The 16,826-nt window shown below is 68.1% G+C and carries 9 protein-coding genes; 6 read left to right on the top strand and 3 right to left on the bottom strand.

Features of this window, described 5'->3' with window-relative positions:
* Window positions 1-777: hypothetical protein (locus I2H31_RS16420; protein ID WP_196294132.1), on the top strand; the 777-nt coding region annotated here is incomplete at its 5' end.
* 117 nt (window positions 778-894) lie between these two features.
* Window positions 895-5,310 carry an nSTAND1 domain-containing NTPase gene (locus tag I2H31_RS16415; RefSeq protein ID WP_196294131.1) on the top strand — a complete coding sequence of 1,472 codons (4,416 nt, stop codon included), beginning with the start codon at window positions 895-897 and terminating at the stop codon, window positions 5,308-5,310.
* Window positions 5,311-5,400: 90 nt separating this feature from the next.
* On the opposite strand, the gene I2H31_RS16410 is transcribed toward I2H31_RS16415, so the two are convergent.
* A complete protein-coding gene (locus I2H31_RS16410) occupies window positions 5,401-7,398 on the bottom strand; it encodes a DUF4231 domain-containing protein (RefSeq protein ID WP_196294130.1) in 1,998 nt (665 codons plus the stop codon).
* A gap of 53 nt (window positions 7,399-7,451) precedes the next feature.
* Window positions 7,452-8,114 (bottom strand): glycoside hydrolase family 108 protein, encoded by a 663-nt coding sequence (locus I2H31_RS16405; RefSeq protein ID WP_196294129.1) that lies wholly within the window; start codon window positions 8,112-8,114, stop codon window positions 7,452-7,454.
* Between the two features lie 217 nt (window positions 8,115-8,331).
* Between I2H31_RS16405 and I2H31_RS16400 the strand changes: the two genes are divergently transcribed.
* The 3 genes from I2H31_RS16400 (at window position 8,332) to I2H31_RS16390 (ending at window position 11,416) form a co-directional block, all read left to right on the top strand.
* Window positions 8,332-10,029 (top strand): hypothetical protein, encoded by a 1,698-nt coding sequence (locus I2H31_RS16400; protein WP_196294128.1) that lies wholly within the window; start codon window positions 8,332-8,334, stop codon window positions 10,027-10,029.
* Window positions 10,030-10,113: 84 nt separating this feature from the next.
* A complete protein-coding gene (locus I2H31_RS25260; protein ID WP_230687873.1) occupies window positions 10,114-10,968 on the top strand; it encodes a peptidoglycan recognition protein family protein in 855 nt (284 codons plus the stop codon).
* 145 nt (window positions 10,969-11,113) lie between these two features.
* Window positions 11,114-11,416, top strand: a complete 303-nt coding sequence (locus I2H31_RS16390; RefSeq protein WP_196294127.1) for a hypothetical protein — start codon at window positions 11,114-11,116, stop codon at window positions 11,414-11,416.
* Between the two features lie 7 nt (window positions 11,417-11,423).
* Here I2H31_RS16390 and I2H31_RS16385 read toward each other — a convergent pair whose 3' ends face one another.
* A complete protein-coding gene (locus tag I2H31_RS16385) occupies window positions 11,424-13,442 on the bottom strand; it encodes a glycoside hydrolase family 18 protein (RefSeq protein ID WP_196294126.1) in 2,019 nt (672 codons plus the stop codon).
* A gap of 235 nt (window positions 13,443-13,677) precedes the next feature.
* On the opposite strand from I2H31_RS16385, the gene I2H31_RS16380 reads away from it, so the two are divergent.
* On the top strand, window positions 13,678-16,818 hold the full coding sequence (locus I2H31_RS16380) for an eCIS core domain-containing protein (RefSeq protein ID WP_196294125.1): 3,141 nt from the start codon (window positions 13,678-13,680) through the stop codon (window positions 16,816-16,818).
* Window positions 16,819-16,826 lie beyond the last annotated feature (8 nt).

The following is a 16,826-nucleotide window of genomic DNA, read 5'->3' as shown; positions in this document are numbered from 1 at the left end:
AACTTCGACTGCCCGCTCGACGAGGACGAGTACCGGGCGCGCACGGGCGAGGCGCTGGCCCAGGCCGACTGCGCCATCCACCTGCTGGGCAACGAGTTCGGCCGCCGCTTCGAGGAAGACGAGGACTGCTCCTTTCCCATGTTTGCCTACCGCGAAGCCCGGGCCGCGGCAGCCAGCCGGCCGTTTTTCCGGCAAGTGGTCTGGTTTTGCCCCGATGAGGCGCAGCCCGTGAAGCCGGCCCAACAGGCGTTCATGGCCACCATCCGCAACGAGCTGACGCGGCAATGCACCCTCACCAACGCCACCAGCGCCATGCAGGTGGTGGAAGACGTGCGCACCTCCCTGGGCCGGGCCACCCCGCCGCCGGCCGCCGCCGTGGAAAAGGAAAACGACATTTTCTTCGTGTACAACGCGCAGGACAGCGAGGAGGCCAACGCCATCACGGACGAGCTGAGCGAGGCGTTTCCGCTGGAAATCCTGACCATTGAGCCCGACAGCGAAGACGCCTACAAGGACCTGGCGGTGAGTGCCATCCCGAAAAGCCGGCTGGCGGTGGTGTACTTCAAGCACAGCGCCGACTGGGCCCTGCCCTTCGTCAAGCAGGTCTGGCGCCTGGTGGGCGGGGCCGGCTCCACCACCCCCATCCTGTTCGTGGGCGAGGACGACCCGGTGCAAAACAAGATGCGCGGCTTCAAAGCCCCCAAGGTCATTTCCAGCATTCAACCCCACCTGGGCGTGAGCGAGGAAGTTCGCCGCGTGCTCAGCCAGCAACCGTAAGCCGCCGGGCGGCCCGGCAGCGGTGCCGCCGGACTTCCGGGTATTTACGCCACTATTTTTCTTTCCGGCCCCGCCTTACGCAAGTGAAGGCCCCGGGTCTTTTCCGCTTACCCTGCCATGGCCCCTTCTCCCGACTCTGACCCGCTGGTGCTAGGCGCTGACGAACCAATCTGCCCGTACACGGGGCTGCGCACGTTCACGGAGGAGGAGGCCATCTATTTCCGGGGGCGGGAGGGGCACGTGGGCAAGTGCCTGGCGTTGCTGGCGGCCGAGCGGTTCGTGATGATAACTGGGGCCTCGGGCGACGGCAAGTCGTCGCTGGTGTTTGCCGGGCTGCTGCCCGAGGTGCGCGCCGGCTTCGTGCGCGCCCGCCACGGCACCTGGGCCGTGGCCACCTTCCGCCCCGAGCGAAGCCCCCTGCACAACCTGGCCCGCGCCCTGGCCCCGGCCCTGGGCCTGCCCGACCAGGTGAGCAGCGTCGAAACCGAGCTGCAGCAGGGCTTCTCGGCCTTGGTGCAGCTCTACCAAACGTCGGCCCTGAACCCGCCCGCGCCCGACCCGGCCCTGCCCGCGGCGGACCAGCGCCGGCAGCAGCGGCAAGCCGCGAACCTGCTGCTGGTGGTGGACCAGTTCGAGGAGTTCTTCACCAACCCCGAGAACTACGAGGGCGATGCCCCCAACGCGGCGGCCCAAACCACGGTGAACCTGCTGCTGGAAACCGCCCGCCTGGCCCGCGAGCAGCAGCTGCCGCTCTACATCGTGTGCACCATGCGCTCGGACTTCGTGGGCCAGTGCGCCGAGTTCCGCGGCCTGATTGAGCAGGTCGGTGCCAGCCAGTACTTCGTGCCCCGCCTGCTGCGCCACGAGTTTGCTCAGGTCATCCGCGACCCGGCTTTGCTCAGCGGCAACCGCATCAGCGAGCGGCTGGTGCAGCGGCTGCTGCTCGACACCGACCAGGGGCAGGACCAACTGCCGGTGTTGCAACATGCGCTGCGCCGCATCTGGCTGGCCGCCGACGAAGGGCGCGAGCAGATGGACCTCCTTCACTACGCCATGGTGGGCGGGCTCAGCGACGAGCTGCCCCCCGCCGACCGCCCCCGCTTCGAGGCCTGGAAAGCCACCCTGCCGCCGGCCGAACGCGGGTTTTTGCTCGATAACCCCGGGCTGCGCAACGTGCTGGACGCTCACGCCAACCAGCTGCATTTCGAAGCCAACGACTTATACAACCGCGACTTCGCGCCGCCCTTGCCGCCGGGCACGGCCGAGCGGGTCATCGAGCAAACCTTCCGGGTGCTCACGCGCACCGATGGCCAGCGCGTGGTGCGCAACCGCCTCACCGGCGCCCAAATCACGGCCATCATCGACGACCCGCTGCTGCCCTGGCCGGTCATCTGCCGCATCCTGCGCCCGTTTCGGCGGCCCGATTCCACGTTTCTGTCGCCCTTTCTGAGCGAAGACGAGGACGACCGCGCCGTGCTGCCGCCCGACGCCGTGCTCGACATCAGCCACGAGAGCCTGATTCGCAACTGGCAGCATCTCAGCGCCTGGTCGAAGACTGAGGCCCAGAACGTGCGCATCGCCGCCAACCTGCTGCAAGAAGCCGCCCGCTGGCAGGCCAGCGACGAGAGCGTGGGCTTTCTGCTGCCCATCGGCCTCTACACGTTTTTTGCGCAGTGGGTGGCCGCTAAGGGCGGCCTGACGGCCTGGCTGGCTTATTACTACCAAACCGGCTCGGACCCGGCCCAGCGCCTGGCCCACGCCGAAGAGCTGCGGGCCCTGCTTGCGCGCTACCTCCAGAAGAGTAAAAACCGGCTGTGGGCGCAGCTGCAGCTGGCCCGCTACGGCGTGCGCCGCCTGCTGCTGGCCGTGCTGCTGCCGCTGGTGCTGGGCGGGCTGGCCTGGACGGCCTGGCAGTGGCGGCAGCGGCAGGACGACTACGTGGCCTACAACATTGTGGAACAGCGCGCCCCGCTGCTGACGTCGTCGTACGTGCCGGTGCGGGAAAAGGCCCTGTTTGTGCTGGCCGCCGACCGCCTCGGGGGCATGGCTTACACGCCCTGGCTGGGCGGGCGCGCCGCCGCTGACTACGCCTTCCCGCGCATGCTGGACGCGCTGCACAACGACACGCTGGCCCTGAACATCGAACTGGGCATGTTTTCGGCCGTGGACCGGGGCGGGCTGAGCTTCGACTCGGTGGAGCGCGAAAACCCCATCATTCTGCGCCTGCTGCACGACCTGACCCACCGCCTCGACCAGGCCGGGGGCCTCACGCAGCTGCCCGCCGGCCCGCCGGCCCCTGGCCCCCAGCAGCGGGCCCTGGCCGTGCTCACGGCCCGCGCCGTGATGGCGCTCACCTACTACCAGCTCAACAGCGAGCAGCAGCGCACCGGCCTGCCCGCCCCGCCCGCCGCCCGGGCCGCCGAAATGGCCCGCCTGCTGGCCACGCGGGCGCGCCTGCTGGAGCGGCTGCGGGCCTACGTGGCGCAGGAGGTGCGCACCGCCGCCGGCGCGCCGCCCAGCCCGGTGGCCCTGAGCTTTTGCCTGCGGGTGCTGCTGGGGCAGGGCACGTTTGCGCCGGCCCAGCTGGCGTTTCTGGAAGGCATGAACCCCTATGGGACGGCCGCGGCGCGGGCCCAGTTCCAGCGGCTGTACTCGCCCACCTACTACCTCTACGACGAGCGCGGGGCCTACACCGGCAACAGCGGCGGCTACCTCACGGCCGCCATCGTGCTGGCCGCGCTGCGCCAGCCGGCCCAGGTGCAGCAGTGCCTCGCGCAGCTGAAAAATGACGCCGTCAACATCCGGGAAATCGACGGGGCCTTCGTGCTGCTGCCCTACCTGGTGAAGTACGAGCTGCTGACGCCCACCAACGTGTACCCGCTGCTGAACGCGTGCAGCCAAGTGGGCAATTTTTCGCTGAACGAGGCGTACTCGGCGCTGGTGTACAGCCTGCTGAGCGTGCGGCCCGTGAACCGGTCGCACGACGTGAGCCAGCCGTATAGTCCCGTCACCCTCAACCAGGTCGACGTGGTGCGGCTGGGGGGAGTCAACCCGGCTGTGCTCAACATCGACCGCGTTAGCTTCTCCATTCCGCTGGCCAGCCGCGACAAAGCCTGGCAGGCCGTGCTGGCCGCCACTCCCGTCGTGGCCGACCACGCCACCATCTTCACCGTGAGCAGCCTGGGGCAGGCCGATATCCTGCGGGTGAAGGTGGTGATGAGCGAAAACAAGCTCCCGCCCGGCCTCAACTACCTCCGCTACCTGTTTATGAGTGCGTTTGCGGCGCCATTGTATGCCACGTACCTGCAGGAATTCAAACACCAGCCAGCCGAGGCGGCCCGCACGTTTGCGCGCGCGGCCGCCGAAATAGAACAGTTGAACAGCCTGCTGGATAAGCTGGCTGCTCCGCGGCAAAAAGGGCAGGAGGGACCCATTTTTCGGCTGGGCATCAGCCCCTGGCACTGGAACCTGGGGCCGAACCAGAGCACGCAGGTCCGGGCTATCGCCGAGGGAGAAGACCCCATCGCCTTTCTGCGCCAGCCCAGCCGGCCCAAGACGCGCGACTTTGGCGGGTTTTACACCTGCCCATTTGATGCCTTCTTTGCGTACGAGGTGCGCCAGCTTGCCGCCAGCCCCAACCCCCTGCGCGGAGAAATAGACCAACTTGACAGCCTGGCCTTTGTGGAAGCCGTTTTCCCCGACCGCTACTCCCGCACCCGCACCCGCTCGCTGTGGGCCGAGGCCATGAGCCGGCCGCCTCAGTTCCAGCCCAACCTGGTGTGGCTGCGCGCCGTGGCCCGCTACCAGATGCCCGGCGACACCCTGCGCCGGCGGCGCAACGCCGTGCTGCTGACCGTGTCGGAGGCGTTGCAGGACACGGCCAAGCTCCAGCGCATCCGGCTCACGCCGGCGCTGCGCCGGTTCCTGCAGGAGGTGGACCGGCAGCCCCGGTTCTGCCACGACCTGCTGCTGGTGCTGTTTTCGGACCTGGCCGCGGCCCTGGCCCACGCCGGGCGCACGCCCGAAGCCTTTGCCCTGGCCAAGCAGCTGGACCTCTGGGACGAGGACCCCACCCAGCTGCGGGTGGCCGAGCAGGTGCTGCTCACCGGCCGCTCGGTGCGCCCGGCGCAGGCCGACAGCTTCCTGCTGAGCTACGGCGAACGCATTCGCCTCAGCCCCCAAACCACGCCCCTCAACGCCTTCGCGCTGTTTTATTCGCGCAGCTACCTCACCACGCCCCACGCCGGGCAGCTGCGCGACATCGTGAACCGGCTGGCCGAGGAGGTGAACGCGCCTTCCCTGTTCTGCGAGCGGGCCATTGGCTACACCCTGGCCGGGCAGAGCCACTTGGCCGTGCGCGAAGCCCCTACCTACCTGCCCGAGCAGCAGCGCCAGATGTATTTCAACAACATCCTGGTCAGCCTGGCCCACCTGCACACCCAGTCCCACGCCGACGGCTGGCACGAATACGACCACACCATGATTTGCGGCCCCATTCCCGGCACGCCGGACTACATCGGGCCGATGTACTAGGGCTTAATGCCGCGGGCGTTTGGGCGGGCTGATGACCAAAGCCGTCAGCCCGCCCAAACGCCCGCGAACCTGTTGTTGCATTACCGGGAATTATCCCAGCGCTTCCTCTTCTTCCTCTTCCGCTACTGGCGCTTTGCTGGCCGCGGCGCGCGAGCGTTGGGGCCCTGCTTCGTCTGCTTCTTCGCCGAGCTCATCGTCGGGATTCTCGTCTTCGAGGATGCGGGGGCCGCCGGGAGCGTCGTCGCCGGCCACGGGCGGGAGCTTCGCGCCGTAGAGGAACAGCGGGTCGGCGGGGCCGCCGGCGGCGCCCTCTTCCTCGCCGCTGGCGGCCAGCTGTTTCTCGCGCCGGGCCACCAGGGCCGCCACTTTGGCTTCTTCGCGCTCGCGGGCCGCGTTTTGATTTTTGTGCAGCTCGGCCAGCGCGTTTTGCATGTGCTGCACCCAGCCTTCGAGGTCGATTTGCAGCACCTGCTCGGTTTTTTCCACCAGCGTGTCGGCGCTGGCGGCGGTGCTGCGGTCTTCGGGCGGCAGGGCCAGCCACCAGGCGCGCACATTAGCCAGGTTGGTGGCGGCCAGGTTGTATTTGCCGAGGTTGGTGCCCACTTGCCGGTAGCCCAGGTAGGTGCCGATGCCCGCCACCACGGCCGTGGTCAGGGCAATCCAAATTTGCATCCCAATGGCCGCCAGGTAAGTGCCCAAAGCCCCTATCAGAAACGTGGCCCACGACAGCGCCTTGAGCTGCCGCTCCAACTGCACCGCCTTACCCCGAAAATACCCCAGCTGGTCGTCGAGGCGCACTTCCACGTAGCGCGCCGGGCTGAGGTAGCCCAGGCCGTCGTCGTGGGGCCCGGAGTAGGGCGGGAAGCCCTGCCGCTTATCGTAGGGCACCAGCGAGGACGTGTTGACCTCCGTGCTCATGGTGTGGCTGGTGATGTCCATAACGCGCTGGGCCAGCTCGCCGGGCGGGTTGGCGGCGGCGCCCTCGGCATAGTACATGGCCCGGGCCCGGTAGCGGTAGATTTCGCGCTTCACAGCCTCGGCCCCGGCCCGCAACTGCAGCCACTTGTTGCCCTGCTTAAACTGGTTGGCCACCGTCACGAGCAGCGTGAGCGTGATGGGCACCAGCAGCAGCACCTGGTAGAGGCCCCACCACTGGTACTGCCGCGTCTGCCAGAGCGCACCCAGGCCAATTTTGGGCGCGTACATCTGCTGCACCAGGGCCAGGGCCGTGCCCGCAATGCCGAGCCAGATGATGGCCCGCTGCAGCCGGTCGAACTTGACCTGCTGGCGGTTGGCGTTGTGGTCGTAGTCGGCAAAGGTTTCCCAGGCCTGCAGCAGCACCGGGTCGTTGCCCAGCTCGCGCAGCAAGGCATTTTCCAGGCCTTCCACCGATTTTTTCAGGGGGTAGAAGCGCAGGCGGCCTTCGGTCAGGATTTCGGCCCAGGCCGGGTCGTCGGCCAGTTCGGCACGGGCAGCCCAGGCAGTGGCCAGCTGGTCGGCCAGCCCGCCGGAGCCGGTGAGCACCACAATGGGCAGGCCCAGGCGCACGGCCTGCACCACCTCGGTGCGGGCCACCGGGCCGCCGCCCACCAGCAGCACCACCGCCGGGCGCGGCTGCCCCCCGCGGCCGGCCAGCTCGTGCACCAGCCCCAGCAGAGTGGGGGTTTCGTCGCCCCAGTGGGTGCCCGGCGTGAGCACGAAGTGCGAATGGTTGGGCTCGGCCACGGCCCCGCCGGCCGGGGCCTGCGGGTAGCCCACCAGGCTGGCCGGGGCCACGCCCACCAGCGGCGTGCGGTGGGCCAGCACGGCCACGGCCTCGCCCAGCAGCGCCATCACCCCCGACTGAGTGCCGCCGTCCACCAGCACGGCCCGGGCGCCCAGCGCCGCGTGGGCCACCCCGCGCTCAAACAGCAGGCCGAGCCGGGGCAGCAGGTCGGGGTCCAGGCTGTTGGCGCCGCCGATGACGGCCATCACCGCGTCGTAGGCGGGCAGGCCCAGCTGGTCGGCAATGGCGGGCAGGTCCTCGCCCTCGCTGGTGCGCAGCACGGTGCTCAGCCGGGGCCCGAAGGCGATGGTCGACTTGTTCATCTCAATCTAGAAGGAAGGAAAGTGGTAGAAGCAAAAAAGCGGGCCGGGGCCTTTCAGGAAACAAACGGCACCTGGGTGCGGCTGAGCCAGGACGCCAGGTACTGCTTCATGCGCCCGTCGGGCCGCACGTTCAGCTTGTTGTGCAGGAAGTCGCGCCAGGCGGCCATGTTGGGCGTCGACGTGAGGGGGCAGCCGGCCCGGTAGTAGTAGAAGGCGCGGCGCATTTCCACCAGGCTCAGGTAAAAGAGGGGCGGCAGGGTGCTGTTGAGGGCCTCAATGGTCAGCGGCCCAATCTTGCCGTCAACCTGTATCGCCGCGCCGTACTCGGTGCTGAGCAGGAATTGGAGCATTTTGGCCGGGCGGCTGATGCCGGCGTTCACGCCGTGGTCGGCCAGCTGCTCGGCCACCGATTGCGACTCGACCTCGTTGAGGCGCAGCGGGTTCCAGTACAGGGCCTGGTAAAACTGCTTGATGTTTTCTCCCAGCCCGGCGTTGCTGCCCAGCGCTTTGTTGATGGTGCCCCAGGAGGCCTTCGGCACGGGGCTGGTGAGGCCCAGCTGTTTTTTTACGGCGTCGACGATGGGCCATCCCGCCCAGTTGCGGTTGTAGACGCGGGCAATGCCGCGGTAGGTTTCGCCGCCCGGGTCGGTCGGGTGGTGGCAGTAGTTGCCCTCGTTGCGCAGGAGCTTGGGAAAGTACCCCGAAAAATCTGCCATGAAAATATAGAAGGTAACAGGAGTGGGTAGATGAACGATGGGCCGCGGCAGCTGTAAATTGTTCAGCGCTCGCAAGGTAAGGCCGCTTTGGCCAGCAATCAAAGCCCCAAACCATAGCCCCGAACCAGCCAGTTGCGGAAGACCGGCGCTGCGGTCCGGGGCAGTATATTGGCCCCCGATTGACCGGCCGGCCCTTCGGCGCTGCTTCCTGATATATATGCACATACCATTACGGATTTCCAGCCGCCTGCTGATGGCCGGCGGGCTAGTGTTCGGGCTGGCCGGCGCGGCCTCGGGGCAGCAGCCCACGCTGCGCCGCGTTTACCCCACGGGCGCCTTCGGGCAGGATTCTACGCTCCGGCTCGGCAGCACTGTCACGCTGGAAGTCAGCGGGCTGCCCGTCGGGCAGGCTGGTGGCCGTTCGGCCCGCGGCCTGACACTTTACCTCAACGGCATCCCCCTGCACGGGCTGGCCCCGCTGGCCGTGTACACCCTGGCTGATACGGCCGCGCCGGCCGCGGCCGTCCGCCGAACCGCCGCCCGCCCGGCCCCCGCCCGCGCCGACAGCCTGGGTGCCGGCGGCTGGCCCGGGGCTGCGGCCCCCGCCGCCGTGGCACCTGTCGCCGCCGCGCCGCCCGATTCCTCAGCCGCACCGAGCGGCGCCCTTACCCGCGTGGTGTTTGCCCTGCGACGCGATGCTGCTCGCGACTACTGGGCCCTGGCCGACGGCGCGCCCTGGCAGGAGGCCCACCCGGTGCGCCTGGGCCTGGGCACGGCCCGCCAGCTGCTCACCCACCCGGCCACCCGCCGGGCCGGCACCGTGCTGCTGGCGCCCGGCCAGGGCTGGCTGGTGGGGCTGGGGCTGGCGGCATTGGCGGGCATTTTGCTGCTGGTGGCCGCGGCCCGCTCGTGGCTGCTCCGGGTGCCCGTGCCCCGGCCCACCGACGACGACGGCTACCTGCTGCCCCTGGCCGATGCCGCACCGCCCTACAGCTTGGCCCGCGCGCAGCTGGCGTGGTGGGGCTTCCTGGTGCTGGGCGGCGGGCTGGCGAGCGGCGGCCTCACGGGGGCGCTGCCGGCCGTGCCGGTGGCCACGCTGGTGCTGCTGGGCATCAGCGCGGGCACGGCGGCGCTGGCCGCCTGGGCCGCGCCGACTGAGGACCCCGACCAACGGCTCCACAGCCGGGGCTGGCTGGCCGATTTGCTGTGCGACGAGCGCGGGCTGGCCATTCAGCGCCTCCAGTTCGTGCTGGTTTCGCTGGTATTGGGCGGTTGCCTCGTGGCGACGGTGTACGCGACGGGCGTGCTGCCGGCCTGGCCGCTCGGGCTGCCCTTGTTGCTGGCTTTCAGCAGCCTGGCCTACTTAGGGTCGAAGCGGTGGTGGCCTTATCGTTTGCCGGCTGAGCCGGCCCTGCCCGCGGCGCCGGCCGTAGTGGCCCCGTTGCCGGCCTGGCCGGCGCCCGCCCCGCCTCCTGCCCCAGCGCCCGCCTGGCCGGCCTTTGCGGAGCCAGCAGCCGCTGCCGCGCCGGTGGTGGCTGTGGCGCCGGCCGCTGTGGCCTGGCCGGAGCCGGCTGCGGCCCCGCAGGAGGTGTTTCCGGCTACACCGGCGCCACCTCCTGCGGAACCCGCGCCGGCCCCTGCTGTACCCGTGTCGCCTCCGGAAGCGCCCGTGCCGGCCCCCGTGGCGCCGAACCTGCCGGTGGTAGCCGCTACGCTGTTGCCGGCGGTGCCGGACGAACCCGCTTCACTGCCGGACCTGCCGAACCTGCCGGCTCCGGCCACGGCGGGCGTGGCGGATGCTCCAGCCCCCAGCCCGTCGCTGGCCGATTTGGAAACGGGCGAGGTGCTCTACCACGAGGAAGACGACATGGGCCCCCCGGAAGGCTACGACGCCGGCTGGCCCGTGGGCGGCTGAGGCCCACCGGGCGGCGCGCCGCCGACGTAACTATTCCTATATTTTACTTAATTTACGCCCTGCTTTCTTCTACCCTGCGAACCCATGCGCCTGTTTCCCGACCGCGAATACACCATTACGCCGAACTGGCTGCCGGCGCCTTCGAAGCGGCGCAGCAAGCTGCCGGCCAACAAAATCCGGTTTTTGGTGGCCCACGACACCGGCAACCCCGGCTCGACGGCGGCCGGCAACGTGAAGTACTACGAGAAGTCCTGCCAGGAGGCCAGCGCCTCGGCGCACATCTTCGTGGATGACAAGCAGATAATTGAATGCGTGCCGGCCCTGACGACGGACCGGCCCGAAAAGGCCTGGCACGTGCGCTACAACTGCCCCGAAAAGGAAGACCTGCGCCGCTACAAGTGCCACGCCAACGACGCGGCCATTGGCTTCGAGTACTGCTACGGCGCCAACATCAATGCCGACGAAGCCTACAAGCGCTTCGTGTGGGTGCTGGCCTACGCCTGCTGGAAGTTTACGCTCGACCCGGCCCGCGACATCATCGGCCACCACGAACTCGACCCTTCCCGCAAAACCGACCCGGTTTCGGGCCTGAAAAAAAGCGGCCGCACCTTCGCCCAACTGCTGCGCGACGTGGCCGACGCCCTGGCCCGCTACAGCGGCGCGGGCGTCGGCCCGGCCGGGCTTGCGCCCGCGGCCCCGGCTCTTGGGCCCGATGCCTGGATGAGCGCGCCGCCCACGGGCACCATCACGGTGCGCGCCCGCCTGAACCTGCGCTACGGCCAACCCTCGCGGGAGGCCCCGGGCCGCGTGGTGCCGGCCGGGCAGCAGCTGGAGTACACCGGCCGCGTGCTGGGCGAAGACATCGGCGGCAACAACCGCTGGTACGCGCTGGAGGACGACGAATACTGCTGGAGCGGCGGCATTCTGGGAAACGGCTAGCGCCGACCAGGCCAGCATCGTCCACGCTTTTTGTTGTTATTTCCGGTCATAGGCCGGACTTTTGCCGGGCTGTCGGGCTGGCCGCCGGTTGTTGCTGAGTGGCAGCGGCTTTCACGGCCCGGTTTACCTTTTTACTCTTTCGTTTATGGCAGCGCCCGCTTCCAAGCCTTTCCTCGTTCGTGAGCTGCTGTGGCTGCTGGTTATTCTGGTGGCGGCCGTGCCGCTGGCCATGCTCCTGTACACGCTCATCGACCACGCCACCAGCCCGGAGCAGTCTACTACCCTGAAGGACGGCCTGCAGAGCCTGCTGGGCACGGAACTGGCGGTGGAAGTGGCGCTCTACGTCCTGGCCGTGCTGAGCTGCTACATGGGCCGGCTGGGCACGGCGGCCGCGGCCCGGCTGGCCCAGGCCATTCCGCAGGAAACCCGCCGGCCCCGCCCGGCCTAGCGCCCGCCTAGGGCAGGTAGGCCGGGCGGGCGCGCCGGTAGGCCAGCCACAGCCCCGCCAGCACCGCAAGGGCCCCCAGCCAGGCCAGCCATATCTTGTACTCGGCGAAGTTGCCCACGCAGCTCACGTAGAGGCCCAGCAGGGCCGCTACGCCCAGCAGCACGGCCAGCATCCAGGTGCGGCGGCGGCCGAAGGGCACCCAGTAGCGGGCCGTGCGGGCCGCGCCCACCACCATGCCCACCCAGGCCCCGGCCAGCAGCACCGCCAGCGCCAGCAGCAGCAGCCGCATCAGCACGGAGGTTTCTATCCAGTGGCCCACCGACTGCGCCGTTTTCAGGAGCGTGCCCGTGCTGTCGGTGGCCAACGGGCTTTCTTTCTGAACCAGGGCCAGCGGCTTGCGGGCGGTGTCGGCCGGCGCCAGGGCCACCGGGGCGGGGGCCAGGGTATCGGCCGCGGCCACGGTGGCGGTGTCGGCCGCGGCCCCGCCGACGGGCTGGGTGAGGCGGGTGCGCAGGTAGCCCCACAGCGGCGCATCGGGCGCATCAAAACCCAGCGCCCAAATGCCCACGCCGCCCACTTGCTGGCTGAGCACCCAATTGTAGCGGGCCGCCAGACTGGCCGAGTCGTCGGCCCAGGCCAGGTACGACGCATTCACCAGCGCGCCCCGGTCGGCAACGGGCGGCGCCGGCCAGCCCAGCCGCAGGCCGCCGCTGGCAATGTCCGACTTTTGCGACGTGGGCGGCCAGGCCGCCAGGGTACGGCTGGTCAGGTACCAGTAGGGGCGGGGGGGAATGGGAGTGCCTTCGGGCGGCATCTTCTTGCCGGGGGCGTCAAACCGCGTCCACACCTTGGCCAGCGAGGCCAGTCCCACCAGCAGCTGTTTCGGCCCAATACGCTGATTCAGGTAATAAGTAACCGACGAGGCCAGCCCCTGCGTGGCCCAGGCGGTGCTGGGCTGCAACGGGGCCAGCGGCCCCGGGTCGGCCGTGCGGAGGGTGGTCGTGTAGTCAAAGGCTTGCAGCACAAACAAATCGACCGATGGGCTGAGGGCCGCCAGCCCGCCATACACCTGCGCCGAATCGACGGCGGGCAGGCCCAGCGTGAGCGTGGCCGTGGCCGGCAGGGCCTTGCGCAAGGCCTGCACCAGGTCCAGCACGGCCACCGGCCGGGTGTCCGAGCTGCCGGCGGCGGGCAGCGCGGGCGCGGGTTTCGGGGCGGCATTTCCGGCGCCCCCCCGGAGCAGGTCGTCGTAGTGCGCGGAGTCGGCCTGCGCCTTCCGGTAGGCATCCAAGTCCTTCGGCCGGGTGGCTTTCCCGGCCTTCTTCTGCTTGGCAAAAGCATCCCGGGTGAGCTGCAGGGTTTTGGTGGTTTGATTTAACGCGTTCTGATTGTTTTTGCGCTCGGTGGGAGTCAGGGCCGGGGCATTGCCGGCGCTTTTGGGGGCGGCGGGGGCGGGCCGGGCCGCCTCCGCCGCCACTGCCCGAAACCGGAAGGCCAGGTCGAGGTGGACGCCGTCGGCCTGCACCGCCTTCACTTGCTGCGCCAGCGCCTGCGCCAACGCTTGCCGCCTCGGCCCGCCCGCCGGCTCAAACAAGGCCGCGTTGCGGGCCGGCTCCTGGTAGCTCACGGCCAGCAGCACCCGGCACTCGGGGTTGGCTTGGTGCACTAGGCCAACGGCTTTGGCGGCGTCGCCGGAGGTTGGGGGCGCCAGCTTGCCCGCCTCGTTGGCTTGGTAGCCGTCGTAGGCCACGTGCGTCAGCAACGAAAATTCCACCTGCTGGGCGTAGTCCAGCGGCATCCAGGCGGGCAGCCAGCCAAACACGTTCGTGCTGGGCCGGCTGCCCGCCGGCATACCGGCCCGCAGCCGGCTGGGCGCGGGCGGCGCGGGTGCCCCGGGCTTGTAGCGGGCTTGGTCGGGGGGGAAGTAAGCGGCGGGGCTGTGGATAGACGGCTGCCCCTGCGCCTGTGCCCACAGCGGCAGCAGCAACGCCCACGCCAGGAGCCGGGTAGGTAAAAGGAAGTTCATACGCTCGACCAAAAACCCGGCGGTGGAAACGGCCCGACGACTACGCAACCAAACGGTCGTCGGCCCGGGCCCTTGTGCCGCCAGGCGTGATGAGTACAAACGTAAGCAGAAAGTAACCAGAAGCACTGCCCGGCCCTGGCGCAAGCAGCAATGCAGAGCCTTCACAATTAGCTGCTTGGCTGCCAGCCATAAAAGCGCTATTATTGCCTGCTGGCATCTACCCGCCTTTCATTGCATGAAAAAGTCTGCTTCCCACCGCCCGGGCGCTCCGGCCGCCGATGCCCAAGCCTCCAGCCAGGCCCAGGCCCAAGCCGATGAGCGCCCGGCCGCCGTGGCCCAGCGCCAGACCCTGAACGCCATTGCCAACAGCCCGCGCCAGGTGGCCCAGCGCCAGCAGGCGCCCGCCGCCCTGCCGGCCCGCAACGCCACGGGCCTGCCCGACCAGCTCAAGGCCGGGGTGGAGCAGCTCTCGGGCCACTCGCTGGACGACGTGCGGGTGCACCGCAACTCCGCGAAACCGGGGCAGCTGCAGGCCCACGCCTACGCCCAGGGCAGCGAGATTCACGTGGCGCCGGGGCAGGAGCAGCACCTGCCCCACGAGGCCTGGCACGTGGTGCAGCAGAAAGAGGGCCGGGTAAAGCCCACGATGCAGCTCAGGGGCGTCGGCATCAACGACGACGCCGGCCTGGAGCGCGAAGCCAGCCAGATGGGCGAGCGGGCCCTGGTAGCCCAGCCCGCGGCCCTTGCCCCCACGGCACCCGCCCCGCCGGTGGCCGCCCCGGGCGTGGCCGTGCAGCGGCACTTCGACGGCCACCCCTCGCCTGAAATGGTGGCCTTCCTTGCCAATGAGCGGGGCTTGGAACCCGACCAGGTCACGGCGTTGGTAAACGCTGCTCGGGACCTCACGCAAAACTTTGGCCCCCTGGAGAATTACCTCCAATCGCCCGGCCTCATTGGCGCGTTGCCGCAACCGGTGGCCGACTTGGCTGGCCCGCCCGATACGGAGATGCAGGAAGAGCCCCAGCCAGTGGGGCTGGGCACGGCTCCACCCCCGGTTTTTGCGTGGGGCGGCATGGAAATGGCCTCAAGCGTGGGCCCCGAAGCACTGGAAGAGCGCACGAGCGGGAGCACCCCGCAGAAAAAGCGCCCCATTACGACCGCCCCGCGGGCGCAAAAAACCGTTTCCTCGAAGGGCAAGGGCAACAAGCACCAGAAGTCGTGGGATGAATCGGCGGAGATTAATAGCTCGCCCGTTCGGTACGTGGACGACTGGCAGGAGCCGAATTCGCCACAACAAGATTTCGATTTTAACCAGACGCGGTCCGAGGAAGATTATCAGCAACAGCAGGCCGAGGAGTATGATAACTGGGAGCAGGAGTACGAAGACTACTTAGCTGAGCTGGGAGCCGGTTACGGTGCCGACGGCGAACAGGCATCTCACCAGGAGGAACGCGAAGAAAAGCAGCCGCACCTGGGGCAGGGCAGCCAGGACGAGGAACTGCTGGAGACTTTGGTGCCAACCGTGGAAGGCAGCAAACAGCCCGAAGAAGAACGCCAAACCGAAGCGCAGGAAGAGGGAAGCCAGAAAGACGAAGAGCTTACGGACGACGAGGAAGAAGCCGAGGTTTTCAACGCGGCCCGCGAGCTGCAGGTCGTCAGCTTCGGCGAGAATGACGTGCAGGTGCTGACCGAAAAATTCCAGCACAAGGGCGTGGACCGGCGCCGGCCCGTGGAATGGAAAATCCCCTTCACGAAGTGGGGTGGCGGCGCGCAGGGCAAAGGCCGGACCACGCCCACGCCCATGAGCTTGTTCAGCGTGTCCGACGATGGGCAGAGCGTGATGCCCGACCAGGATTTTGACGAAGAAGGGCGGTACCAGAAAGGCCACATGGTGCCGGCTTCTTCCGGCGCGCACAACCACTACGCCCTCACCACGCCCATGGAGCAGCACACGAACCAGGTGGGCGCCTGGAAAAAAACGGAAGAAGCCATCGACCGCATCCTGCTCAAGCCCAACCGCGGCAGCCAGACCGCCCGGCCCAAAAGCGATGCCGAGGAAAGCCTGGCCCTGGTCATTCAGGGCTTCTACAACGCCAAAGACCCCGACGAGGGCCGGGGGTTTGTGCACATCAACGCCCAGTACAAAGGCTCCGACGGCCGCATTCCTTCCAGCTACCGGGTGAAGCTGTTCGGCGTCGGCGAAGGCGAAGAAGTACATCTGTTGCACACTTTTGAGGGCATTAAAAACGAGTATAGCGCCGAAAACCGCAACAAAATGCCCTCCGATAACCTGCGGAACCTGTTCCGGCAGATGGACGCGAAAATGCGCGCCCTCGACCAACGGGCGCTGGCCGCAAGCAAGCAAGGCCAGCGGCACCCCACCGACACCCAATGGACCCCGCTGGCGCCAGAAACCGATTCGCTAGGCAAGGCACGCCCGGCGCGGGGAATCCCCGAGAAGCACGTGCCCCGGCCGCACCGAGCTCTTGATGTGCTGGTGGAAGAACTGAGAAATTTAGGGGCTGACCGATACCAGCAGGTGCTGGACACGCTGACGGAAGAAGAACAAGACGTCGTACACGCGGCCGTGGGCACCGCCTATGGCGGCGGGCAGGCCTTCAACTGGGCGCAGCGCGACCTGGCCGAGCGCCACGCCCGCCATCTGGACCCCGACGACCGGCAACGCTTTCTGTCCGACACCCGCAGCGACGTCACGGCTTCGCTGGCCGACGACAAACTCCGGGATATGTACACCGATAGCCACGCCGAGCTTCAGCACGGCGGGGGCGGAAAACGCCCCGAAGCCGACCACCACGTGCCACGCAGCACGGGCTCGGGCACGAACTTTTTCTCGAACCTGCTGTGGGTGAGCCACGACCAGAACCTTTCGGCCAAAGCCCAAAACAAGCCGGTGAATTTGCTGAACCCTCACCGCGTGCCGCCCTCGAACAAGTCGTTGGCTCTCTCCGACGACCAGGAGCTTGACGACAACAGCCTGGGGCTGCCCTCTAAAAAACGCGGGAAACCCAGCAAGCAAGCCCTCAGCACCGTGGCGAAGGGTGGCGATGACCCCGAGACTGTGACGGAAGACACGTGGGATGAATGGCAAGCCGAAACCAAGGGGGAAGGCGTGTCCGTAGCAACGGCCAAAGACCTGGACGAATGGGCAACCACCAGCTACAGCAGCATGCGGAAAGATGCCGAGCAAGTCGCGACCCATAAAATGAATAAAATATTTGCTCTGCCTCTGTATAAAAAACTGCTGGTCGAAGCTGAAAAAAGCCGCAAGGACGACAACAAAGCCAGGGGCGTCATGCCCTGGGACATCATTGCCCTGTCGCAAAAAGCCAAAATGGAAGGGTTGCCTAAGAAGTAAGGAGCAGC

This window comes from Hymenobacter ruricola, from assembly GCF_015694525.1.
GTDB lineage: Bacteria > Bacteroidota > Bacteroidia > Cytophagales > Hymenobacteraceae > Hymenobacter > Hymenobacter ruricola.
The sequence above is the reverse complement of the archived record's forward strand: the minus strand, read 5'-3'. Positions and strand labels throughout refer to the sequence as shown.